General features: G+C 42.7%; 27 protein-coding genes. 11 read left to right on the forward strand and 16 right to left on the reverse strand.

Translation table 11 applies throughout. The features are described from left to right. Positions 1-33 precede the first annotated feature (33 nt). The 5 genes from der to nrdR are packed head-to-tail and all read right to left on the reverse strand — an operon-like array spanning position 34 to position 4608. A complete protein-coding gene (gene der, locus MK403_RS01060; protein ID WP_009730455.1) occupies positions 34-1344 on the reverse strand; it encodes a ribosome biogenesis GTPase Der in 1311 nt (436 codons plus the stop codon). A 13-nt stretch (positions 1345-1357) separates the two neighbouring features. After that, a complete protein-coding gene (locus tag MK403_RS01065; RefSeq protein ID WP_268708689.1) occupies positions 1358-2077 on the reverse strand; it encodes an NADPH-dependent oxidoreductase in 720 nt (239 codons plus the stop codon). Continuing rightward, the gene (dnaI, locus tag MK403_RS01070; RefSeq protein ID WP_268708690.1) at positions 2074-2970 is read right to left on the reverse strand and encodes a primosomal protein DnaI; all 897 of its coding nucleotides are present in this window, start codon (positions 2968-2970) and stop codon (positions 2074-2076) included. The genes MK403_RS01065 and dnaI overlap by 4 nt, the downstream gene beginning before the upstream one ends. Then, positions 2971-4134: a DnaD domain protein gene (locus MK403_RS01075; RefSeq protein WP_268708691.1), complete on the reverse strand. Its 1164-nt coding sequence runs from the start codon at positions 4132-4134 to the stop codon at positions 2971-2973. Continuing rightward, positions 4135-4608: a transcriptional regulator NrdR gene (nrdR, locus tag MK403_RS01080; protein ID WP_001203678.1), complete on the reverse strand. Its 474-nt coding sequence runs from the start codon at positions 4606-4608 to the stop codon at positions 4135-4137. It lies immediately after the preceding gene. Positions 4609-4748: 140 nt separating this feature from the next. Between nrdR and MK403_RS01085 the strand changes: the two genes are divergently transcribed. The 4 genes from MK403_RS01085 (at position 4749) to gggC (ending at position 8233) form a co-directional block, all read left to right on the forward strand. Then, positions 4749-5114 (forward strand): GntR family transcriptional regulator, encoded by a 366-nt coding sequence (locus MK403_RS01085; protein ID WP_000119117.1) that lies wholly within the window; start codon positions 4749-4751, stop codon positions 5112-5114. Positions 5115-5118: 4 nt separating this feature from the next. Continuing rightward, positions 5119-5814 (forward strand): ABC transporter ATP-binding protein, encoded by a 696-nt coding sequence (locus MK403_RS01090; protein WP_000173188.1) that lies wholly within the window; start codon positions 5119-5121, stop codon positions 5812-5814. A 15-nt stretch (positions 5815-5829) separates the two neighbouring features. Continuing rightward, positions 5830-6558, forward strand: coding sequence for a hypothetical protein (locus tag MK403_RS01095; RefSeq protein WP_000498773.1), 729 nt, complete (start codon positions 5830-5832; stop codon positions 6556-6558). A 127-nt stretch (positions 6559-6685) separates the two neighbouring features. Next, the gene (gene gggC, locus MK403_RS01100) at positions 6686-8233 is read left to right on the forward strand and encodes a streptosactin export ABC transporter GggC (RefSeq protein ID WP_000946536.1); all 1548 of its coding nucleotides are present in this window, start codon (positions 6686-6688) and stop codon (positions 8231-8233) included. A gap of 52 nt (positions 8234-8285) precedes the next feature. Here the strand turns inward: gggC and MK403_RS01105 are convergent, their stop codons facing one another. Continuing rightward, positions 8286-8981, reverse strand: a complete 696-nt coding sequence (locus MK403_RS01105) for an LrgB family protein (protein WP_001288935.1) — start codon at positions 8979-8981, stop codon at positions 8286-8288. Next, positions 8978-9352 (reverse strand): CidA/LrgA family protein, encoded by a 375-nt coding sequence (locus MK403_RS01110; RefSeq protein WP_000781325.1) that lies wholly within the window; start codon positions 9350-9352, stop codon positions 8978-8980. The genes MK403_RS01105 and MK403_RS01110 overlap by 4 nt, the downstream gene beginning before the upstream one ends. A gap of 197 nt (positions 9353-9549) precedes the next feature. Here MK403_RS01110 and MK403_RS01115 point away from each other — a divergent pair, with 197 nt between their 5' ends. The 7 genes from MK403_RS01115 to queF all read left to right on the forward strand — a co-directional run bounded on the left by MK403_RS01115 (position 9550) and on the right by queF (position 13098). Then, entirely contained in the window at positions 9550-9930 is a 381-nt protein-coding gene (locus tag MK403_RS01115) for a MarR family winged helix-turn-helix transcriptional regulator (protein WP_268708692.1), read from the forward strand. Positions 9931-10030: 100 nt separating this feature from the next. After that, complete coding sequence (locus tag MK403_RS01120) at positions 10031-10252, forward strand: DUF4649 family protein (protein ID WP_000570263.1); 222 nt, start codon at positions 10031-10033, stop codon at positions 10250-10252. Between the two features lie 15 nt (positions 10253-10267). Continuing rightward, positions 10268-10582, forward strand: a complete 315-nt coding sequence (trxA, locus tag MK403_RS01125; RefSeq protein ID WP_001029581.1) for a thioredoxin — start codon at positions 10268-10270, stop codon at positions 10580-10582. Positions 10583-10784: 202 nt separating this feature from the next. After that, the gene (gene queC, locus MK403_RS01130; protein WP_049520423.1) at positions 10785-11438 is read left to right on the forward strand and encodes a 7-cyano-7-deazaguanine synthase QueC; all 654 of its coding nucleotides are present in this window, start codon (positions 10785-10787) and stop codon (positions 11436-11438) included. Further along, a complete protein-coding gene (gene queD / locus MK403_RS01135) occupies positions 11438-11881 on the forward strand; it encodes a 6-carboxytetrahydropterin synthase QueD (RefSeq protein ID WP_000464566.1) in 444 nt (147 codons plus the stop codon). Before queC ends, queD begins: the two co-directional genes overlap by 1 nt. Continuing rightward, complete coding sequence (gene queE, locus MK403_RS01140; protein ID WP_061413392.1) at positions 11874-12590, forward strand: 7-carboxy-7-deazaguanine synthase QueE; 717 nt, start codon at positions 11874-11876, stop codon at positions 12588-12590. Before queD ends, queE begins: the two co-directional genes overlap by 8 nt. Positions 12591-12606: 16 nt before the next feature. Continuing rightward, entirely contained in the window at positions 12607-13098 is a 492-nt protein-coding gene (gene queF, locus MK403_RS01145) for a preQ(1) synthase (RefSeq protein WP_000082582.1), read from the forward strand. Positions 13099-13155: 57 nt separating this feature from the next. On the opposite strand, the gene MK403_RS01150 is transcribed toward queF, so the two are convergent. From MK403_RS01150 to MK403_RS01190, 9 genes are all read right to left on the reverse strand, one after another. Next, complete coding sequence (locus MK403_RS01150; RefSeq protein ID WP_268708693.1) at positions 13156-13824, reverse strand: MIP/aquaporin family protein; 669 nt, start codon at positions 13822-13824, stop codon at positions 13156-13158. A 109-nt stretch (positions 13825-13933) separates the two neighbouring features. Then, positions 13934-14725, reverse strand: coding sequence for a DUF2785 domain-containing protein (locus tag MK403_RS01155; protein WP_268708694.1), 792 nt, complete (start codon positions 14723-14725; stop codon positions 13934-13936). A gap of 61 nt (positions 14726-14786) precedes the next feature. Beyond that, a complete protein-coding gene (locus MK403_RS01160; protein WP_268708695.1) occupies positions 14787-15569 on the reverse strand; it encodes a deoxyribonuclease in 783 nt (260 codons plus the stop codon). A gap of 28 nt (positions 15570-15597) precedes the next feature. Then, on the reverse strand, positions 15598-17394 hold the full coding sequence (gene pepF, locus MK403_RS01165; protein WP_268708696.1) for an oligoendopeptidase F: 1797 nt from the start codon (positions 17392-17394) through the stop codon (positions 15598-15600). A 10-nt stretch (positions 17395-17404) separates the two neighbouring features. After that, positions 17405-18148, reverse strand: a complete 744-nt coding sequence (locus MK403_RS01170) for a 16S rRNA (uracil(1498)-N(3))-methyltransferase (RefSeq protein WP_268708697.1) — start codon at positions 18146-18148, stop codon at positions 17405-17407. A 1-nt stretch (position 18149) separates the two neighbouring features. After that, positions 18150-19100, reverse strand: coding sequence for a 50S ribosomal protein L11 methyltransferase (gene prmA, locus MK403_RS01175; RefSeq protein ID WP_268708698.1), 951 nt, complete (start codon positions 19098-19100; stop codon positions 18150-18152). Then, positions 19079-19480 (reverse strand): hypothetical protein, encoded by a 402-nt coding sequence (locus tag MK403_RS01180; RefSeq protein ID WP_268708699.1) that lies wholly within the window; start codon positions 19478-19480, stop codon positions 19079-19081. Before MK403_RS01180 ends, prmA begins: the two co-directional genes overlap by 22 nt. Next, entirely contained in the window at positions 19477-19905 is a 429-nt protein-coding gene (locus MK403_RS01185) for an NUDIX hydrolase (RefSeq protein WP_268708700.1), read from the reverse strand. Before MK403_RS01185 ends, MK403_RS01180 begins: the two co-directional genes overlap by 4 nt. A 9-nt stretch (positions 19906-19914) precedes the next feature. Beyond that, positions 19915-20385: a DUF3013 family protein gene (locus tag MK403_RS01190; protein WP_268708701.1), complete on the reverse strand. Its 471-nt coding sequence runs from the start codon at positions 20383-20385 to the stop codon at positions 19915-19917. Between the last annotated feature and the right edge of the window lie 50 nt (positions 20386-20435).

The following is a 20435-nucleotide window of genomic DNA, read 5'->3' on the forward strand; positions in this document are numbered from 1 at the left end:
GACTTCAACCCACTACGGTTGACAAAGAGTCGTTTATTTCCGCTTTCTCGCAATCAAATGAATCGGTGTTCCTTCAAAGACAAAGGCCTTGCGGATTTGATTTTCCAAGAAACGCAGGTAAGAGAAGTGCATGAGTTCTTCTTCGTTGACAAAGATGACAAAGGTTGGTGGCTTGGTTGCCACTTGAGTCGCGTAGAAGATCTTAAGGCGTTTTCCTTTGTCTGTCGGTGTTGGATTGATAGCAATGGCATCCATGATAACATCGTTCAAGACAGCTGATGGGATACGCGTGTTTTGGCTTTCACTGATTTGCTTGATCATCTCAGGTAGTTTGTGGAGTCGTTGCTTGGTAAGAGCTGAAACAAAGACAATCGGTGCGTAAGGCAGGTATTGGAACTGCTCACGGATATCTTCTTCCCAGTTTTTCATGGTATGGTTGTCTTTTTCTAGTGTATCCCACTTGTTGACCACGATGATCATCCCTTTACCGGCTTCGTGAGCAAAACCTGCGATACGCTTGTCGTACTCACGGATTCCTTCTTCCGCATTGAGGACCATCAAGACCACGTCAGAACGGTCAATAGCACGCATGGCACGCATGACAGAATATTTCTCCGTATTTTCGTAGACTTTACCAGACTTCCGCATACCAGCTGTGTCAATCATGGTAAACTCTTGGCCATCCGCATCTGTAAAATGGGTATCAATGGCATCACGAGTTGTACCAGCAACGGGACTAGCAATCACACGGTCTTCTCCCAAAATAGCGTTGATCAAACTTGATTTTCCAACGTTAGGACGGCCAATCAAGCTAAATTTGATCACGTCTGGATTTTCTTCTTCGACTTCGTGTGGAAGATTTTCCACGATGGCATCCAGCACATCCCCTGTCCCGATACCGTGGACAGACGAAATTGGCAACGGTTCGCCCAAGCCTAGTGCATAGAAATCAAAGATATCATTTCGCATTTCAGGATTGTCAACCTTGTTAACAGCAAGGATAACAGGTTTATGGGTTTTATAGAGTTTGCGAGCCACGTACTCATCTGCATCTGTGATTCCTTCTTTCCCAGACACCACAAAAACGATAACATCGGCTTCTTCCATGGCAATTTCTGCCTGGTGCTTGATTTGCTCCATGAAGGGAGCATCGACATCATCGATTCCTCCTGTATCAATCATACTAAAGGAACGATTGAGCCACTCACCCGTTGCATAGATACGGTCACGTGTCACACCCTCGACATCTTCTACAATAGAGATCCGCTCACCAGCGATCCGATTAAATAGGGTTGATTTCCCAACATTGGGACGTCCCACAATGGCAATAGTTGGTAAGGCCATGTTTTCTCACTTTCTACAATAACTTTAACTTTTTCTGTTCTAGATTCTTCCGAGTTGAACTAGGTTCGGCTTGACCAAACTGCTCTGCTAAACGCTGACTCCAAGAGGTCGTCGCACGCGCACCAGCATAGTCTGCCTGTACTTGGTCATAGTCCAAAATCGCTTCAACTGGCTGTTCTTGGTACTCTTCTTCAAATACCACTTGGCTCAAAGGCAATCTTGGTTTGACATCATGTTGTTGATCTGGCACGCCAAGGGCAATCCCAAAAACAGGGTAGGTATAGTCAGGCAAGTTAAAAAGCGCTGCCACTTCTTCCGACTTGTAACGGACTAAGCCGATGATAACACCACCATATCCCAGACTCTCTGCTGCAAGCAAGGTATTTTGACCAGCAAGCGCAGCGTCCACAGACGTGATAAGGAGACCTTCAACACCTTGAGGTTGGAAAGTGTCCGTATGAAGACTTGCTCCCTTTTCAGCTCGGTTCAAGTCACCGACAAAAAGCAAAAAGGCTGCTGACTGGCGAATGGCTTCCTGAGGAACCAGTTCGTATAAGGCATCTTTCTTCTCTTGACTGCGCACAAGAATCACAGAGTAGGATTGGAAATTTTTCCAAGATGACGCCATTTGTCCAGCAGTCAAAATCTCGTCCAAGTCTGCTTGAGGAATCTCTTGCTCCTTAAAACGACGAACTGAAGTATGGGCTTTCATCAGTTTAATGGTTTCTGTCATCGGCGATTTTCTCCTTCTAGTCTCGTTTCCTCTGCTAAATAACGGATTCGTTCCATGACCCGTCTAGCTTCCCAAGTCTCATCGTTTCCATTCTTTCCTTTGGCAAAATGTTTTTCCAAATCTTGGAAATTAAAGTTGGAAGTAAAGAAGGTCGGTAAATCTTCCTGCATGCGGTACTGGAGAATAACTTGGAGAATCTCATCACGTACCCAAGGAGTCGACTGCTCTGCACCAATATCATCCAAAATCAAGACCTCTGCTAACTTGATCTCATCCACCAAGGCCTTCACAGAGCCTTCACCGATAGCATTTTTCACATCAATGACAAAACTTGGATAGTGGAGAATGGTCGTTGATGCCCCACGTTTTTCAGATAGGTCGTGGGCTAGGGCTGCCATCATGAAACTCTTTCCGACACCAAAATCTCCATAAAGATAGAGGCCTTTTCGAATGCTTGGGTAAAGGTCAACAAAGGCATAGAGTCTCTCAAAAATCGGCAAGCGTCCTAGATCATCCAGGTCAATCTGAGCCAACTTCGCTTTCTTGAGACTTGCTGGTAGATTAATCAACTTGAGACGATTCTTGATTGCCGCCTCTTTTTCAGCCGCGATTAGTTCTGGTGTTTCTTCATAAGACACATCCGCATATCCGTGATTCATAACCAAGATGGGCTTGTAGCCACGCGCTATATAGTCCGCATCCCCACGAAGAAACTTGTCCCGCTCTGTGATATATTGGTTGAACTTGGAGATGCTACGATTCAACTCCTCTGGACTGAGGGATTCTTTCTGGATAAAAGCCGCTACATCTGGGTCTTTCATAATCTGCTGGACTAGGTCCTGATACTGAAAACGACTTGTCTGACGCTTGATAACGTCGCCAACACTTTCCATCTAGTCTCCTCCTTCTTCTAATCGGGCTAACATTTCTTGTTTTTTGCGTTCTAGTTCCAGACGAGTTTCCTCACTGGTTTGATTTTTATATTCTGGATTACTCCACTTGGGAACATTTGTCTTAGTCGAGCTAGTTTTCGATTTCTGGTCTTCCTGGCCTTTTTGCTGACGCTCTCGAATCCGAAGCACAGCCTCTTCTGCTGTCCGAATTTTTTGATAAGCATAGTCATTGGCGACCTTCATGGCATATTTTTCATTGACATTAGCCGAATCAACCTTGTTAAAGGTTAGAAGCAAGACGATATTGATGACTTCATCCAACAAACCTAAAGACGCCATCTGGTGAAGGAGTTCTCGTTCGCTCTGGGTGATGTTCCCCTTACGCGTTTGCTTGATTTCCGCTAAAAATTGTAGGGGAGTTTTATTTTTGGCTTCCCTGATAATGGTCATTTCTTTGGGGCTAAAGTCAGAAGAAACCTGCTTTTGCGCAATCTTTTCACGCATGCGTTTGACTGAAATAACCTGAGCCACCGCTGTCGCCTTAGCTAATTGATAGGTTTCAAACCAGGTCCATTTTTTTTCATCTGCAATGGCAAACAATTCCAAAACATCTGCCTGCTCGTTTTCAAAACGCAAACCATCCCGAGCCATCAGCCGCTGAAAATGCTCTAAATCAAAATCATTTTTCATCTTGATTTTTGACTCGATTGGTGTCACTTCTTCAGTCAGGGTTGGAAAGACTTGACTCAAAGAAACCGAGAGTGCTTCTCCCTCACTTGGAGCCTGCTTCATAGCAGAAACAGCTGTATCCCCAATCTTTTTCTCTAATAATCTGCTATAGACAGAATGGCTTAGAAATTCTTGACTGGAGAGGGGAGAATGAAGCTGTAATTCATAAGTTTCTCCCCTTTGATAAAGGGTCAACAGATCTAAGGCAGATAAGACTTTGAAGGATTGGAGCAAGGTCGGCATGCCAAAGTTTAAGTGGTTGAGGATGTGGGAAAAGAGGTGTTCCTTTTGTCCACCATCCCAAAAGGTAATGGCATATAGATAGAGGCTCAGCGCCTCCTGACCGATAATCGGGAGGTAGCACTGCACCAGAGAAGAGGTATCTTGCGACACCCGATTATTCTTTAGAAAAGAAAAACGGTCATTTGGTTTCATCTATTTTTCCTTTTTCTTCTTAGAGGACTGGGTGATTTGCTGGAGCAGACTCTCCAACTCACTCACATCCTTAAAGCTACGATAAACACTGGCAAAACGAACATAGGTAATCTCATCCAGCTCCGCCAATTCTTCCATGACTAAAGAACCAATATATTCACTTTGGATCTCATTCTCACTGCGACTACGGAGTTTTTGCTCGATGCGATTGACCACCATGTTGATTTCATCACTTGACACAGGACGCTTCTGGGCTGAGCGGATAATCCCATTAAAGATTTTATCTCTCGAAAACTGCTCACGTGTACCGTCTTTTTTGACGACAACCAGCGTTCTTTCTTCTACTCGTTCATAGGTTGTAAAACGATGCTGACACTCGTCGCACTCACGTCTTCGACGGATGGTATTTCCTTCTTCGGCTTGTCGACTATCAACAACACTAGACTTGGTAGCCCCACATTTTGGACAACGCATGCATTTCCCTCCTTGTCGTTTTCTTTTCATTATACCATTTTTTGAGCAATTCCCAAAACAATTCTTATTTTTACTTGACAAGTTTTTTGTTTTATTGTATTATTTAATTAGAACAATAAAGAAAAAGAAAGGAGACTATGATGTCCTGGTCATTTGATAATACAAAACCCATTTATTTGCAGATTATGGAAAAAATCAAATTACAGATTGTTTCCCATGAACTGGAACCCAACCAACAGCTCCCTACCGTGAGAGATTTGGCGAGCGAGGCTGGGGTCAATCCTAATACTATTCAGCGCGCCTTGTCTGACCTCGAACGTGAAGGATTTGTATACAGCAAGCGGACAACTGGTCGTTTTGTCACCGAGGATTTGGACCTCATTCTTCAATCCCGCAAACAACTTTCTGAGGAGCAACTGCAACAATTCGTCTCTTGCATGCTTCAATTTGGCTACAAAAAAGAAGAACTGCCAAATGTATTAAGCGACTATATTAAAGGAGTTTAAGACTATGACACTACTAGCACTTGAAAATGTAACAAAATCATATGGAGCAACCGCGGCACTTGACAATATCTCACTAGAGATCTCAGCCGGAAAGATTGTCGGGCTCCTTGGACCAAACGGATCCGGAAAAACAACCTTGATCAAACTGATCAATGGTCTCCTTCAACCAAATAAAGGACGTGTCCTCATTAACGGACAGGATCCAAGTCCTGCTACCAAGGCGATCGTCTCCTACCTACCAGATACAACCTACCTCAATGAAGAGATGAAGGTTAAGGATGCTCTAACCTATTTTAAAACCTTCTACCAGGATTTCAATCTCGAAAGAGCCCAACACCTTTTAGCCGATCTCGGTATTGATGAAAACAGTCGCCTCAAGAAACTATCAAAAGGGAACAAGGAAAAGGTCCAACTCATCTTGGTTATGAGCCGTGAAGCCCGCCTCTACGTTCTGGACGAACCAATCGGAGGCGTGGATCCAGCTGCCCGTGATTATATCCTCAATACCATCATCAACAACTATTCCCCAACTTCTACGGTGCTAATTTCAACCCACTTGATTTCAGATATTGAGCCAATCTTGGATGAGATTATCTTCCTCAAAGACGGAAAAGTCGTCCGCCAAGGAAATGTTGATGATATTCGTTACGAGTCAGGTGAATCAATTGACCAGCTCTTCCGCCAGGAATTTAAAGCCTAAGCAAAGGAGATTATTATGTTTTGGAATCTAGTTCGTTATGAATTTAAAAATGTCAATAAATGGTATCTGGCACTCTACGGTGCTGTGCTTGCAATTTCAGTTTTGATTGGAGCTTTTATTAGCAGCCTTAGCCAGAGTTACAATCCTAACAATGCTGCTTATTTCATCTTCTTTTTAGTACTAGTCTTTGGAGGACTCAGCGTCACTCTTTGGATTGCAACAATCTTTTTAATCATCCGAAGATTCAAGGGCAGTGTTTATGACCGCCAAGGGTACTTGACCCTGACCTTGCCTGTCTCTGAGCACCAAATCATCATCGCAAAACTTTTAGGTGGTCTTGTCTGGTCCATCTTAAGCTATATCGTCTTTATCTTGAGTATATTGATTATCTTCTTCTTAACACCAATAGAAAAAGACTTCACTGCCCTCTATAACTTCATTTCCCCTTACCTCAGCTACGGCTGGCTGTATGCGCTATCACTGTTTGTAGGTTCGATCGCATGGATTTTATCCATCTACCTCTCCATCTCTATCGGACAACTCTTTAATGAGTATCGAACAGCTATGGGGATTCTAGCCTATATCGTCATTGCCATCGTCATTGGTTATGTTTCTCTCTTTTTCCGAATTGAAAATGACTTTAACATGATGATTGGTACAGAAATTCTGCGCGATCTCTTTTTATCAGCTATCTACTATCTCGGTACCTACTATATCTTGAAAAACAAGGTTAACTTGCAATAAGTTAAAGGTCTAGCGACTCTGTATCGCTAGATCTTTTCTTTTAGATATATTGTATGAAAATGTGGATAAAAAGGAGTATAATAATTTTAAAAGTGATTACTATATATTGATAAGGAGGGAGCTCTTTATGCTTAGAACGTTTGTTGCAAAGAAACACTTAACACTTTACTTCTTTTCGATTGCAATCACATGGCTGGAAGCGATTATTACGCCAGCGCTCATTCAGAGTATCGTTGCTAGTTTTACCAATCAAGAACTGGAACTTCTTTGGAAAGTGTTGATTCTGGGAATCCTTGGAAACCTCATCCTCTTACTGGGGCTAGCTGGAAAACGCTATTACTACGCTCGTTTGATTACTGATTTCAGATATGGAATTAAAAGCGCTATTTTCAAGCGATTCCTCAGCGGTTATGATATTGATGAAAAGGATATTTTGTCTGATTTAGAAAACGACGTCAACCAGTTAGAAAAGAGCTATATTGAGCCAACCGTTATCATTATTTCTTCTCTTGGTTTCACAACCGTCTCCATTCTATATGCCCTGTGGACTAATTTTTACCTAGGCTTGATTTTTATTCTCTTCTACTCCGTCCCTGTCCTCTGTAGTGCCATCGGATCTAAGCGTTTAGATTCACTTTCTGAAAAGCGGTCCACTATTAACCAGAGCTACTTATCAAGCTTGACAAATTTTATTGGCGGTAGCCAACAGATTCGTCATTATCAGGGACAGGACTTCTTTTTTGCTCGCTATCAAAATCAGTTACAGACTAGTTTGGATGCGGAAATACGATATGAGAAACAACGTACCCTAAACAGTCTCTTTATCAATAGCATCGATGCCTTTTGCTCCGTTGCCCCTATTGTCATTGGCGGTTTTATGACCTATTATGGTTATTTAAACGCAGCTAGTTTTGTAGCCATTTATCTCGTTTCTCATAATATTGGCTATCAATTCCAAGAATTAGCCTACTTTACTAACACCCGAAAAGCAACTCAATACCTCTGTGAAAAGTACCAAGTACTTTTCACAAATTCTAGTCCTATTTCTACTAGCACCTTCCAAAACATTTATCCCGTCCAACTAGAGAATATCTCTCTAGAAAAAGAGGGACAGGTCCTTTTATCCCCTCTTTCCATGCACATCAAGAAAGGAGAAAAGATTGCCATTATCGGTGAAAGTGGCTCTGGAAAAACGACTTTACTCAATATCATTCATGGAGAGTTGGCTGCGACCAGTGGACGGATTGCATTTGCTGGCCAAAGCCTATCACGCCAAGAAATCACGAGCGTTAGCTCCTATATCCTCCAAGATAGCCATTACTTTGACACGCTGTCTCTGGAAGACAATATCCTTCTAGGAATGACTAAAAAGCAAGAAAGGTTGAATCATATCCTCAAGACAACTGGTTTAGAACATTTGAAAAATCGAACTCTTAGCAACGATAGCCTGTCTGGTGGCGAGAAACAACGACTCGAAATCGCTCGCGCGCTCTATCACGACAGCCAACTCATCTTGGCTGATGAGATTAAGGCCAATCTTGACTTAGAGAATAGCAAAAAGATTAGCGACCTCCTCTTCTCGCTACCTCAGACAGTCATTGAAGTCATTCACCATTATACAGACGAGGACTTAAAACGCTACGACCAAGTCATTCATTTAAGCAAAGAAAAGTAAATCCTTACAAAATAAAATTGGAAAAAAGCAAGGAACTCAGCTTCCTTGCTTTTTAACTCAATATCAAACTAGCTACGATGGGGCTTACAAATACGTAGAGAATACCAGTGACACCGATAGCCAAGCCACCCATGGCTCCTGCTACTGAGCCGTATCGAAAGGCTGTTCCCGTTCCGACAGCATGACCTGTTCCTCCAAGAGAAAGTCCCACAGCCACTGGATCATCAATCTTCAACCATTTCAAAAGGGTTGGTCCGATTACACTAGTCAAAATCCCAGTTGCCACTACGACGACCAAGGTTACAGTTGTTAATCCTTGCAATTTTTCTGTGATTCCCACTGCCATGGCGGTTGTCACTGACTTGGGAAAGAGAGAAATGGCTAGGAAAAAGTCCATACCAAATATTTTTGCTACTATGGCAGTGAAGCTAGTATTGACAACTACTGCTAACAGACTACCAAAGAGAATACTCCGAGCATGATGCTTCATCAGGTGAAAACTCTTATAAAGCGGAATCCCTAGAGCCACGGTCGATGGGACAATCAAGTTGTTCAGATAAACCCCACCTTGGTAATAATCTTGATAAGAAATACCCGTTGCCTTAAGGAAAATAATGATAAAAATAGCCGACAAAAGCAAGGGCGTTGTCAATGGATGGGGAAAACGTCTGTAAATCAACATCCCCACTAGATAAGCTAGAATAGATAATGCAATCCCAAACAGAGGATTGGATACAAATTCACTCATTTGGCATCTCCTTTCTCATAATCTCCCTCAAATCGTCGCTTGATAAACTGAACCACTAGGGCAATAAGAATAATGTTGATGACAGCCGCAAAAAAGACAATCAAGACGATGGGCAAGAGATAAGGAGCAATCACATCGAACTTTTCCATGATACCCACTGCTGGCGGCAAAAAGAGAATAGTCATATTGGCCAGCAAGAAATTTCCGACCATGTTGACATGTCTGGTCCTTAACCACTTGAACTGTAAGGCTAGAAAGAGAATAATCAAGCCGATAATACTGCCTGGGATGGGCAGATGAAAGAAACTGGAGATTCCCTCTCCGATAAGAGAAATCACAAAGAGAATCATTAATTGAACATATAATTTCATCCTAAACTCCACGAAATAGACTTCTTGCATACCAGTTTACTCTTTTTTCAGAAAATTTCAAGGAAATATTGCAATTCTTTCTCTCTTGCAAGGATTAGTTAAAAGTAGTATAATCATTGCATGCGCAATCATCTTGTGTTACAAAGATAATCAGTAATGACTTTGTGATTTTTACTTTGAAAAGAAAGGAGAAAGCAATGAGCTATTTGGAAAAGTGGTTTGACTACAACCGCCGTCAAAAGGAAATGGAATCCTTGTTGGAAGAAACTATTGCCCAGCAGAGTGAACAAAGGTTGACCTTGAAAGAGTTTTACCTGCTCTACTATCTGGATCTAGCCGATGAAAAATCTTTACGACAGATTGATTTACCTGATAAGCTTCATCTCAGTCCAAGCGCAGTTTCTCGAATGGTAGCTCGCCTGGAAGAGAAAAACTGTGGTTTGCTTAGTCGCCGATGTTGCGATCAGGATAGACGGGCTAGCTTTATCTGCCTGACTGACGAGGGACAGACAACTCTAGCTTACCTGCAAAAGGCTGTCGAGGAAAGACTGGAGACGAGTCTAGATTTCATTTCATAATCATATTTTCTAAAAAAGTTGCGTGCGCAATCATTTTTCTTGACATTCCTCTTTACAAGGAGTACAATAAAGCCAAGATCGAACAACAAAGGAGTTTTATATGATCGAAATTACTTATCTAGACGCTAGCAAGCAAGAGAGAACCATGACTTTCGAGTCTTACCAAGACTTTGAACGTTCTCAACATGCCTGCCTCATCGGCGTTGCTGATTACTACACTGTCCAAAAATTAACCTACAATGGTCATGATTTGGACTACCATGGGACTTATGGAGATGTCTTCTTCTATCTCATGAAACAAGATTTAAGCCAATATAACTAAAAAAGGAGAAATACAATGGCAAAAGCAATTACAGATGCAACATTTGAACAAGAAACAAAAGACGGTTTGGTCTTGGTAGACTTCTGGGCAACTTGGTGTGGTCCATGTCGTATGCAAGGTCCAATCTTGGACAAATTGTCTGAAGAACTTTCAGAAGATGTCTTGAAAATCGTTAAAATGGATGTTGATGAAAATCCAAACACAGCTCGTGCTTTTGGTATCATGTCTATCCCAACCCTTCTCTTCAAAAAAGACGGCCAAGTGGTGAAACAAGTTGCAGGTGTTCATACTGCAGAACAAATCAAGGCCATCGTTGCTGAATTGAGCTAATCAAATGAGAGACCAAGTACTTGATTTGGTCTCTTTTTTCTTGCCCTTTGCCATTTTTCAAAAAATATGCTAGACTGTAGGTAGAATATTACGATGTTTGGGACATGCCATCGCTAAAAAAAACCTCTACTTGGTATTTTTTAGCTCCCCTCAAGGGAGCTTTTTGCGTGCTCTGAACATTTCCCATTTTGGAAGGAGTACTATGAAACGTCAATCAGCCTTGGTCGTCTTTAGCGGCGGTCAAGATTCCACAACCTGCCTCTTTTGGGCTAAAGAACACTATGAAACAGTCGAAGCCGTCACCTTTGCCTACGGCCAACGCCATCATCTCGAAATTCAAGTTGCTAGAGAAATCGCTAAGGAACAGGGTATTCGTCATCACATCTTAGACATGTCTCTGCTGGGACAAATCACTGAAAATGCCTTGACTTCTGATCTGGAAATCGAGCAAAAAGAGGGAGAGATTCCCAATACCTTTGTTGACGGTCGCAACCACCTCTTTCTATCCTTTGCAGCAGTTCTTGCCAAGCAACGAGGCATTAAAGACATTGTAACTGGTGTTTGCGAGACAGATTTTTCAGGCTACCCTGATTGTCGAGATGTCTTTGTCAAATCTCTCAATGTTACTCTCAATCTGGCCATGGATTACGACTTTGTTATCCAAACACCTCTCATGTGGCTGGACAAGGCTGAAACTTGGGAATTAGCCGACCAACTCGGTGCCTTTGACTATGTTCGTGAAAAGACCTTGACCTGCTACAATGGGATTATCGGAAGTGGCTGTGGAGATTGTCCAGCCTGCCACCTACGCCAGCATGGTTTAGATGTTTATCTCTCACAGAAAGGAGAGGGCTAATGTTTTTTGCACCCAAAGAAATCAAACAGGAAACTGGGGAGTCTCTTGTCTACAATCCTCACAGAACCTTAGTTTCAAAAGAATTTACTTTCGACGCTGCCCACCACCTCTTTCACTATGAGGGAAAATGCAAATCTCTGCACGGACACACTTATCATCTGCAGATTGCTGTTAGTGGATTTTTAGATGACCGTGGCATGACCTACGATTTCGGAGACATCAAAGCTATCTACAAGGACTACTTAGAACCCCACTTGGATCATCGCTATCTCAATGAAACCCTGCCTTATATGAACACGACTGCTGAAAATATGGTTTACTGGATTTTTCAAACCATGAGTCAAGAGTTGCCAGACGAGCGCGGTCTCCGTTTGGAATACGTTCGCCTCTATGAAACTCCGACTGCCTTTGCAGAGTTTAGACGGGAGTGGTTAGATGACTAGGGAACGTGTCCTCAAACTACCAGTTCTGGAAATTTTTGGGCCAACCTTTCAAGGTGAAGGTCGTGCAATTGGGCAGAAAACCATGTTTGTCCGAACTGCTGGTTGTGACTACCACTGCGACTGGTGCGACTCTGCCTTTACTTGGGATGGTTCTGAAAAACCAACTCGCATGACCGCTGATGAAGTCATTGCTGCCTTAGATAAGCTAGGAAGCTACGACTACGTCACCCTGTCTGGGGGAAATCCTGCTATCCTAGCAGCCAACATGGCTCAACTCGTCACCAAGCTCAAGGAACGCGGTGTCACTCTGGCTGTTGAGACTCAAGGTTCTCGCTGGCAAAATTGGTTAAAAGACATCGACCAGGTCACCCTGAGCCCCAAACCTCCTTCCTCCAAGATGGAAGTCAACTTTGAGACCTTGGACTTTATCGTTTCCCAACTGGACCCAGACAAGGTCACCTTTAAAATCCCTGTCTTTGATGATGCCGATTTGGCCTTTGCTAAAGGGATTCAAGAACGCTACCAACCAGATGTTCTCTTCTTATCAGCAGGAAATCCCGAGCCCAAGGCTACAGGCAATATTGTCCAAGACCAACTAGACCGCCTCAAAGAACTCTGGGAACGCGTCGCTGCTGACGATAGCTGGGGAAATGTCCGCGTCCTTCCCCAACTCCATACCCTCCTCTACGACAACCAACGTGGTGTTTAAATTAGAAAGAAAAATCATGTCACAACAAGAAGAAATGAAAAACCTAAGCCTCCTCGGCAACAAAGAAACCAACTACATTTTTGACTATCAACCCGAAGTCCTCGAATCCTTTGACAATCGTCATGTGGAAAATGACTATTTCATCAAATTCAACTGTCCTGAATTTACTTCCCTGTGCCCAATCACTGCTCAGCCAGACTTTGCGACGATTTATATTTCCTACATTCCTGACAAGCTCTGTGTCGAGTCAAAATCTCTCAAACTCTACCTCTTTAGCTACCGAAATCATGGAGATTTCCACGAAAACTGCATCAACACCATCGGGAAAGACTTGGTCAACTTGCTAGACCCTCGCTATTTAGAAGTCTGGGGAAAATTTACACCTCGCGGTGGCATCTCAATCGACCCTTACTACAACTACGGTAGGCCTGGAACCAAGTATGAAGGCTTGGCAGAACAACGCCTCTTCCAACATGACCTCTACCCAGAGAAAATTGACAACCGCTAAACAGATACGAAAAAGCCCTGTTCCTCAAGATGAGGAGCAAGGCTTTTTGAGTTTCAATTATTCTTCTGTTCCAAGAAAGTTTTTCGCAACAAGAGCTGCAAGAACGCCACCAACGATTGGCGCAAGGATGAAAATCCATACTTGTTGAAGGGCTTCGCCACCTACCAAGACGGCTGGTGCCAAGCTACGAGCTGGGTTTACTGAAAGTCCAGTGATGTTCAATCCCACAAGGATCATAGCTGTCAATGACAAACCAATGACCAAACCAGCGATTGCGCCATTGCCCTTGCTTTCTGAAGTCACGGTCATGATAACCAAGACAAACAAGAAGGTTGCGATGACTTCAAACAAGAAACCACCAAAGACAGTGACACCGTTTGCCAAGGCATTTTCACCAAGACTAGCAGTTGACATTCCTGAGTTAGACAAGAGGAAGAATACCGCAGCTGAAGCAAGGAAAGCACCAACTACTTGTCCAAGGATGTAGTTTACAAGCTCAGAAGATGACAAACGTTTGTTAACAAACATAGCGATAGAAACAGCTGGATTCAAGTGAGCCCCTGAAACAGTTCCGATTGAGTAAGCTGCAACCACAATTGCCAGACCAAAGGCAAAAGCAATTCCAAGGTGTCCAAGACCTTCAACACCATTTCCAAAAACAACAGCTCCTGTTCCAATGAACACAAGCATAAATGTACCGATTAATTCAGCAACAAATTTTTTCATGATAAGTCTCCTTTTTTCAAACTATGTATTAGTCTATCAGAAGAAGGAAAGGGTTTCAAGAAAATTGACTGGAAAGTTTTTTGAAAATCATAAAATGACCAGCTAATCTCTAGTATTGAAAAGATTGAATAGCTTCTTTTAACTCATCTTGTAAAAAGTTTTTCTGATCAAGTTTGACATAGACTTCCAACAGACAGGATCTGAAGTTGGAAAATTTATAAAAATCTTCCCTCTCTTCTATTGGAAAGTCAACAGTTTTTATCCAAGAAGCTACTTTTTCCTGCTCTAATTTTCCTTGCAAAATGGGTTCATAAAGTACTCTCGCTAAGCGCCAATCCTCATCATTTGTAAAACGAATGGTAATTCGTTTAAATAGTTGACCCAGTACATCAAATACTTCATGATCTCTATTTTTAGGAAAATATGGATGACAAACGACTTCCGTCAAGAGATCCGCTCCATGCGCAAAAGCGTGAACCCAACCATACTGACTTGAAAAACCTGTCGTATCCTTTTCTTTTTTTAGGTAATACAAACCTTGAGATAGCATAGCATTTCTTATATCAGCTTTTAAACCTTTATAGAAAAGAGAGTGCTCGTTACCATCTGCAGACAAAAGATTGGCATAAATAAGTGCCCTAAAAGAACGTTTAAGAGCTGAAACTCCTCTACTATCAATCTCTTTGTATAGACCTTCATCAGAGGAGACCTCTTCTGAGATAAACTGAAACTGCTCAAGGGTAAACAACTCTTCTTGAATCCCTCTAGCCAAACTCGTAAAAACAAGTTCGTCTCGAATTTCTGGAGAGGGATCTCCCAAGTGCTCAAGCAACCACTGAATTTCTTCTCGGCTATAGCTTGGTTTTTCTTCTGTCACTTTTCTTTGCAATTTTTTACGCATCTCAAGTACCTCTACATTTCTAGCAGCTTATCAAAAAGTCATCCGTAGATGACTTTCTTTCTTATTCTGTTTTCGATGGACGTTTTCCTGCTGCAATTGCATCTGCTTCTGTCATCTCAACAACGTTAGCTTTATTAGTTTTTGAAGGCATTCTATCCTTACTATACCAATAAACTTTTGATTTCCCATTGTTTGCAACATAGACAATTCTATCTTGCTGTTGAGCTTTGGTTTCAGCTTCCTGTGCAATTCTTTTTTCTTCCTCCTTTTGAGAAATTGATGATTCAACCGCACCTATCCTATCAAGCAACTCTGTCTTTTTGTCGTTATTTTCAATCTGATTAACTGTTTCTTTAGCAGACTTCACTTGACTCGCATCTTGACTTTCTTCCAATTGTTTGACTAGGGTTTCACCTTTTTCTTGCAACTCCTTTGCAGCTTTTTCTTTAGCAATTCGCTCTTCTTCTGCTTTTGCTTTAGTTTTTTTCTCTTCTTCGATCCGTTTTGCTTCCTCTATACTTGATGAAGTATCCGTGGTTGAAGCTGTCGAAGTAGTAGATGTCGCAGTCTGCTTAGTTTCTGACTGAGAAGATGAAGTTTTCTTTGAGACTGTTGGAGTTTGAAGAGCAACTGCAACAAAACTGACAATGAAAAGCCCAATCATTAGATTTCTTTTTCGAATATCTGGTGCTTTCTTTACAAAATACCAAATACCAACTCCACTCAAAACAAGATAGAGAGTAGGCAAAGCGATCAACAAAATGATTCCCAACAAGACTAGACCAATTTTGATAAAGAGCATTCTTTGGGGATTTTGCTCCATCCATTTTTTGATTCTATTCATATCGTTCTCCTAGGAGTCTGTCTAAACTCTACTCCCCCAACTCAGCGCTATAAGCAATAATCTGGTCAACTGTATCAGACAGGAATTGGATGGTATCACGGAGTGGTTTGTCTGTTGAGATATCGGCACCGATAATCATGGCTGACTCAAGCGGTGTCTTACTACCACCTGATTTAAGAAGATTGAGCCAGTCTCTAGCTCCAGTTTCTGAATGTTTCAGATGGAGATAGCCAGCTGTCGAGATGACAAGACCAGCAGAGTAAGTGTAACTATACAAGCCCATGTAATAGTGAGCTTGGCGCATCCAAGTCAAGGCCGCATCGTCGTCAATTTCAATAGCATCTCCCCAGAAATCTGTCAAAACTTCCTTCATAATGCTGTTGAGCTTGCTTGCTCCAAAGGTCTCCCCTTCTTCAATCAGTGTATATACCTTACGCTGGAAGGCTGCTTCCAAGAGGTGGGTGATGAAATTATGGAAGTAGGTGTCTGTCAAGCGATGGGCAAGAGCGAAGCGTTTTTGACGTGGGTCATCAGACTGGTGCTCCAAGTAGTCACTGAGAAGCAATTCATTGAAGGTTGATGGCGCTTCGACATAGTAAGTAGACATGTGGGCATTGAAGTAACTTTGGTGATTATCTGAAAAGATAAATTGACCAGAATGCCCGATTTCATGAATCAAGGTATAGACATCGCTCAAACGGCCTGTCCAGCTCATGAGGACATAAGGGTGCACGCGATACGGATCCGCCGCATACCCGCCAGAATCCTTGCCACTATTGGCAGCGAAGTCCACCCAGCGTTCTTCTTGATAGCGCGCAACTTCCTGACAATATTCTTGCCCCAAAGGTTCTACTGACTTCATGACCAAATCATAGGCATCGTCAATAGTCACTTCAGGATTCAGGGCGCTGTCCAAGTCCAATTTCCAGTCTGCAAAGGTCATCTTTTCAAGACCATTGACCTTGGCAACATGCTTGAGGTATCTCTGAGCAACTGGCGCAAAATCCTTCATGATGAGGTCAATCTGACGATCAAACATGGCACGGTCCACTTCTTGCTCAGCCAGAAGATAATCAAAAACTGAGTCGTAGCCCTTCATATCTGCCAATAGTTTTTCAGACTTGACTTGGGCTAAGTAGACTGCCGCAGCTGTATTTTGGTGCTTACGAAGTCCCTCTGAGAAGGAGCGGAAAGATTTCTCACGAACCTCCGCATCCTCGTGGTTTTGGTAGAAATTTTCATAGGTTACAAAGCTGTTTTTGTAGGTTTTGCCATGGGCTTCAAAGTCAGCCATTTCAAAATCCCCAGCACGCATCTTAGTATAAATGTCCTGTGGACTATAGAAAACTTCACCAAGATTGGTCAATGCCTTCTCCACATCAGCCCCAAGATAGTGGGCTTTTTTGATTTTAGCCTGACGAATGGCTGCCGTCAAGTGAGGCAATTCACCCAAACGATTCAAAACTTCTTCATCTGCCGCCACCAAAGCGTCGTCAAAGAAGGTCAAGGCTACACTAGCATCTGTCTCAAATTCCATCCCAGCTTGGGCGATATTGGCGAACTCTTCATTGCTATAGTCTGTCGTCTGAGGCATAAAGGCGTAATTGCCGATATGGCTCATCTGAATATAAATTTGTTCCAATACCGCAAAGGCCTTCTCAAAATCCTCAAAAGTATGAAGATTGCCCTTGTAGTCCCGGCTAAATTGGTTGATGTCTTCGCGAGCTTTCTCGATTGCACGCAAGAAATCCTCACGGTCTTGGTATAGGGCAGTTAGGTCCCAAAGTTCCTTTTCTGGAAATTCTGAACGGTGTTTTTGTTCCATTTTCTTCCTCTTATTTCTCTAATTCTACTAAAACACTAAGGGCTGATAAGGCGTAAAGTGGGGCTGTTTCCGCTCGCAAAATGCGAGGGCCAAGACCTGCCAAGACAGCTCCTTTAGCTTCAAAACTTTCGATTTCTGCAGGTGAGAGACCCCCTTCTGGACCAAAGATAAAGAGCAATTTACCTCCTTTTTCAAGACCTGCGACCGCTTGTAGGAGAGCAGCGGCTTCTCCTTCTTTAGCCGACTCTTCATAGGCTACGATGATAGAGTCAAACTGATCAAGCTGAGCTAGAAAGTCTGCTTTTTTCTCAAAAAGCTTGATACTTGGAACTAGATTACGCTTGCTTTGCTCTGCTGCTCCAAGAGCAATTTTTTCCAGTTTTTCAACCTTTTTACCCAACTTCTTGCCGTCCCACTTGGCGACCGACCAATCGGCAGGAAATGCCCAAATCTGACTAGCACCCAGTTCCGTCACTTTTTGAGTGATGAATTCTAGCTTATCTCCCTTGGGAAAGCCTGATGCGATGGTCACTTGAACTGGTAGTTCCACATTGTCAGCTAATTCTTGAACCAATTCAAACTGACGAGCTTCCACATTTAGCACACGCGCCAAGCGCTTAATCCCATCATCAAAGACCAAGGTCACTTCGTCATCTTCTTTCAGGCGCATGACCTGAAACATATGCTTGCTGGTTTCCTTGTCCTCAATGGTGATAGGAAAGACTGCACTGCCCTTGATAAAATACTGTTGCATGCTAGCCTCCAATCACACCAGAAATATCCTTGGTTTTCTTAAAGACACAGGCATTCCATTCCCCTTGAATCATGTGGGTTTCAAGGAAAAATCCAGCTGACTCAGCTGACTCTCGCACCATGTCCCACTTGTCCTTGATAATGCCACTCATGATCAGGTAGCCTTCGTCCTTGACCAAGCGATAAGCATCCTCTGTCAGATGAATGAGAATATCTGCCAAGATATTGGCCACGATGACATCTGCCTCAATTTCCACATCCTTAAGCAAATCGCCTGCCGCTACATGGATATTTTCCATGCCAGGGTTGAGTTCAATATTTTCTTGAGCAACACGAACTGCCACATCATCCAAGTCATAGGCGAAGATTTCCTTAGCACCCAGAAGCGAGCTGGCAATAGAAAGGACACCTGATCCAGTCCCCACATCTAAAACCGTTTCCCCCCCACGAAGGACCTGCTCCAAGGCGAAGAGGCTCATCTTGGTCGTTGGATGCGTCCCAGTACCAAAAGCCATGCCTGGATCCAGCTTGATAATCTTTTCTCCCGCAGTCGCCTCATAGTCTGTCCATGATGGCACGATGGTCAAGTCATGAGTGATGCGAGCTGGCTCATAGTATTTCTTCCAGTTATCAGCCCAGTCTTCCTCAGCCAAGGCTGTTGTACCCATCTTGACCTCTCCCAGATCCATAAAATCTGTTAATTCTAGGAGACGAGCCTGCAAATCCGCCTCAACTACTGCCACATCAACCGTATCAGGATAGTAGGCTGTCACTACGATTTCTTCTTGTTGCTCGACCTCTGGGAAAATCTCACCAAAACGGTCGACATTCCCCACATAGTCCATACTATCTTCGATCGCAACACCTTGGGCACCTAACTCAATCAAGAGATTAGAGACCAGCTCCTCCCCCTCGCGCTTCACTGTAACTTTTAATTCTTGCCATGTTTCCATTTTGAATCTTCCTTATTTTTCTTGAATTCTTCAATCACATCTGTGTAGTGTTCTTTCATTGCGCTATGAATCTGCTGTTTAAAAATACCAAACATAAGATAATAAACAAATAGAACAATTCCTGCTAACAGTATCAAAAGTAAAAAATATACTGAAAGAGGCAGTACGAGACCTCCATCACTCAGTAAGGGTATAACAAGCATTAATACCCAAATAATAGCCGTAGAAATCCCAGCTACTTTCATACCACTTTCTCTCTGCTTCTTTAACTTTAAATATTCCATATAGATGAATGTAGCTTCTTCTCTAGAATATTGTCCAGTTTTTAGTTTGCGTTTAACTTCCTTATTTAACGTCGTTGTTGCAATTGCAAAAATCATTTTATTTCCTCCAAATAATCCCTCACTCTATCCTGCAACTGGGGCACGACCTTATCTGAGCCAAGAAATTCCTCGATGCCCATCAGTTTGTAGGCCTGTCCTTCGTCGCCAAAGACGATACTATCAAACTGTTCCTGAGCCAACTTGCCAACTAGAAATACGGATTGTTTATCCGCAAAAAGCATACTTGGGTAAACCTTCACCCAAAGCAGACAATCCTCAGTCAGATGAATTCCCAGCTCTTCATAAACTTCACGCGCCGCACACTCAAAAGGACTTTCATCGCCTTCACGTCCACCACCGGGCAACTCCCACATATTGGGCCAGGGAATGCTTGACTTATCATCGCGTAAGATAGTCAAGAGCTTATCCCCACAAAACAAAGCAATCTTGCAGCCTGTGAAATCAGAAATTTCTAGTTCCATGTCAAACTCCTAGTATCTTGGATAAGGATAAAATTCTCCCTCTTCCAAGCCTTCTTTTCCTTCTTCAAAGACTTCTTGGTTCCATTCCATGACAAATTCTTCTGCTTCTGGGTCTTCCAAAAAGTCCATGAGGGCATCTAGCCCAACCTCTGCAGTATCTTTAAGGAATAGCGCAAAATAAGCTAAAAATTCGCGAGAAAAACCTTTCTTCGGCAGATAAGGGATAACTGTCAAATAGTCTTCCTCATTAACTGTTGACTTAGCAGGATTGTAAAAGAGCACCGCTTCCTCAAATAGGATATCGTCCGATGACACCTCTCCGTCTTCATCCACCATCTCCACACCTGTAGCATTTTGCGCTTCCAACAAAAAACTCACTTCAACCGCATGATTGCGTTTGTCCCAACTAATCTCAAAGTCAAAGGGAAAGTTCTTCTCCAATTCTTCCTCTAAAACATCTAAAAATCCGTATGTTGCCATTTTGTCCTCTTTCTATGCGATTCTTTAATCGCCCCGAATACTCGGAAATA

Origin of the sequence: Streptococcus oralis (assembly GCF_026782285.1) — a bacterium.
Taxonomy (GTDB): Bacteria; Bacillota; Bacilli; order Lactobacillales; family Streptococcaceae; genus Streptococcus; species Streptococcus oralis_CG.

Bases quoted from the DNA above. Each gene is read 5' to 3' on its own strand.
- der (WP_009730455.1), bottom strand. From the start codon at position 1,344: ATGGCCTTACCAACTATTGCCATTGTGGGACGTCCCAATGTTGGGAAA.
- MK403_RS01065 (WP_268708689.1), bottom strand. From the start codon at position 2,077: ATGACAGAAACCATTAAACTGATGAAAGCCCATACTTCAGTTCGTCGT.
- dnaI (WP_268708690.1), bottom strand. From the start codon at position 2,970: ATGGAAAGTGTTGGCGACGTTATCAAGCGTCAGACAAGTCGTTTTCAG.
- MK403_RS01075 (WP_268708691.1), bottom strand. From the start codon at position 4,134: ATGAAACCAAATGACCGTTTTTCTTTTCTAAAGAATAATCGGGTGTCG.
- nrdR (WP_001203678.1), bottom strand. From the start codon at position 4,608: ATGCGTTGTCCAAAATGTGGGGCTACCAAGTCTAGTGTTGTTGATAGT.
- MK403_RS01085 (WP_000119117.1), top strand. From the start codon at position 4,749: ATGTCCTGGTCATTTGATAATACAAAACCCATTTATTTGCAGATTATG.
- MK403_RS01090 (WP_000173188.1), top strand. From the start codon at position 5,119: ATGACACTACTAGCACTTGAAAATGTAACAAAATCATATGGAGCAACC.
- MK403_RS01095 (WP_000498773.1), top strand. From the start codon at position 5,830: ATGTTTTGGAATCTAGTTCGTTATGAATTTAAAAATGTCAATAAATGG.
- gggC (WP_000946536.1), top strand. From the start codon at position 6,686: ATGCTTAGAACGTTTGTTGCAAAGAAACACTTAACACTTTACTTCTTT.
- MK403_RS01105 (WP_001288935.1), bottom strand. From the start codon at position 8,981: ATGAGTGAATTTGTATCCAATCCTCTGTTTGGGATTGCATTATCTATT.
- MK403_RS01110 (WP_000781325.1), bottom strand. From the start codon at position 9,352: ATGAAATTATATGTTCAATTAATGATTCTCTTTGTGATTTCTCTTATC.
- MK403_RS01115 (WP_268708692.1), top strand. From the start codon at position 9,550: ATGAGCTATTTGGAAAAGTGGTTTGACTACAACCGCCGTCAAAAGGAA.
- MK403_RS01120 (WP_000570263.1), top strand. From the start codon at position 10,031: ATGATCGAAATTACTTATCTAGACGCTAGCAAGCAAGAGAGAACCATG.
- trxA (WP_001029581.1), top strand. From the start codon at position 10,268: ATGGCAAAAGCAATTACAGATGCAACATTTGAACAAGAAACAAAAGAC.
- queC (WP_049520423.1), top strand. From the start codon at position 10,785: ATGAAACGTCAATCAGCCTTGGTCGTCTTTAGCGGCGGTCAAGATTCC.
- queD (WP_000464566.1), top strand. From the start codon at position 11,438: ATGTTTTTTGCACCCAAAGAAATCAAACAGGAAACTGGGGAGTCTCTT.
- queE (WP_061413392.1), top strand. From the start codon at position 11,874: ATGACTAGGGAACGTGTCCTCAAACTACCAGTTCTGGAAATTTTTGGG.
- queF (WP_000082582.1), top strand. From the start codon at position 12,607: ATGTCACAACAAGAAGAAATGAAAAACCTAAGCCTCCTCGGCAACAAA.
- MK403_RS01150 (WP_268708693.1), bottom strand. From the start codon at position 13,824: ATGAAAAAATTTGTTGCTGAATTAATCGGTACATTTATGCTTGTGTTC.
- MK403_RS01155 (WP_268708694.1), bottom strand. From the start codon at position 14,725: ATGCGTAAAAAATTGCAAAGAAAAGTGACAGAAGAAAAACCAAGCTAT.
- MK403_RS01160 (WP_268708695.1), bottom strand. From the start codon at position 15,569: ATGAATAGAATCAAAAAATGGATGGAGCAAAATCCCCAAAGAATGCTC.
- pepF (WP_268708696.1), bottom strand. From the start codon at position 17,394: ATGGAACAAAAACACCGTTCAGAATTTCCAGAAAAGGAACTTTGGGAC.
- MK403_RS01170 (WP_268708697.1), bottom strand. From the start codon at position 18,148: ATGCAACAGTATTTTATCAAGGGCAGTGCAGTCTTTCCTATCACCATT.
- prmA (WP_268708698.1), bottom strand. From the start codon at position 19,100: ATGGAAACATGGCAAGAATTAAAAGTTACAGTGAAGCGCGAGGGGGAG.
- MK403_RS01180 (WP_268708699.1), bottom strand. From the start codon at position 19,480: ATGATTTTTGCAATTGCAACAACGACGTTAAATAAGGAAGTTAAACGC.
- MK403_RS01185 (WP_268708700.1), bottom strand. From the start codon at position 19,905: ATGGAACTAGAAATTTCTGATTTCACAGGCTGCAAGATTGCTTTGTTT.
- MK403_RS01190 (WP_268708701.1), bottom strand. From the start codon at position 20,385: ATGGCAACATACGGATTTTTAGATGTTTTAGAGGAAGAATTGGAGAAG.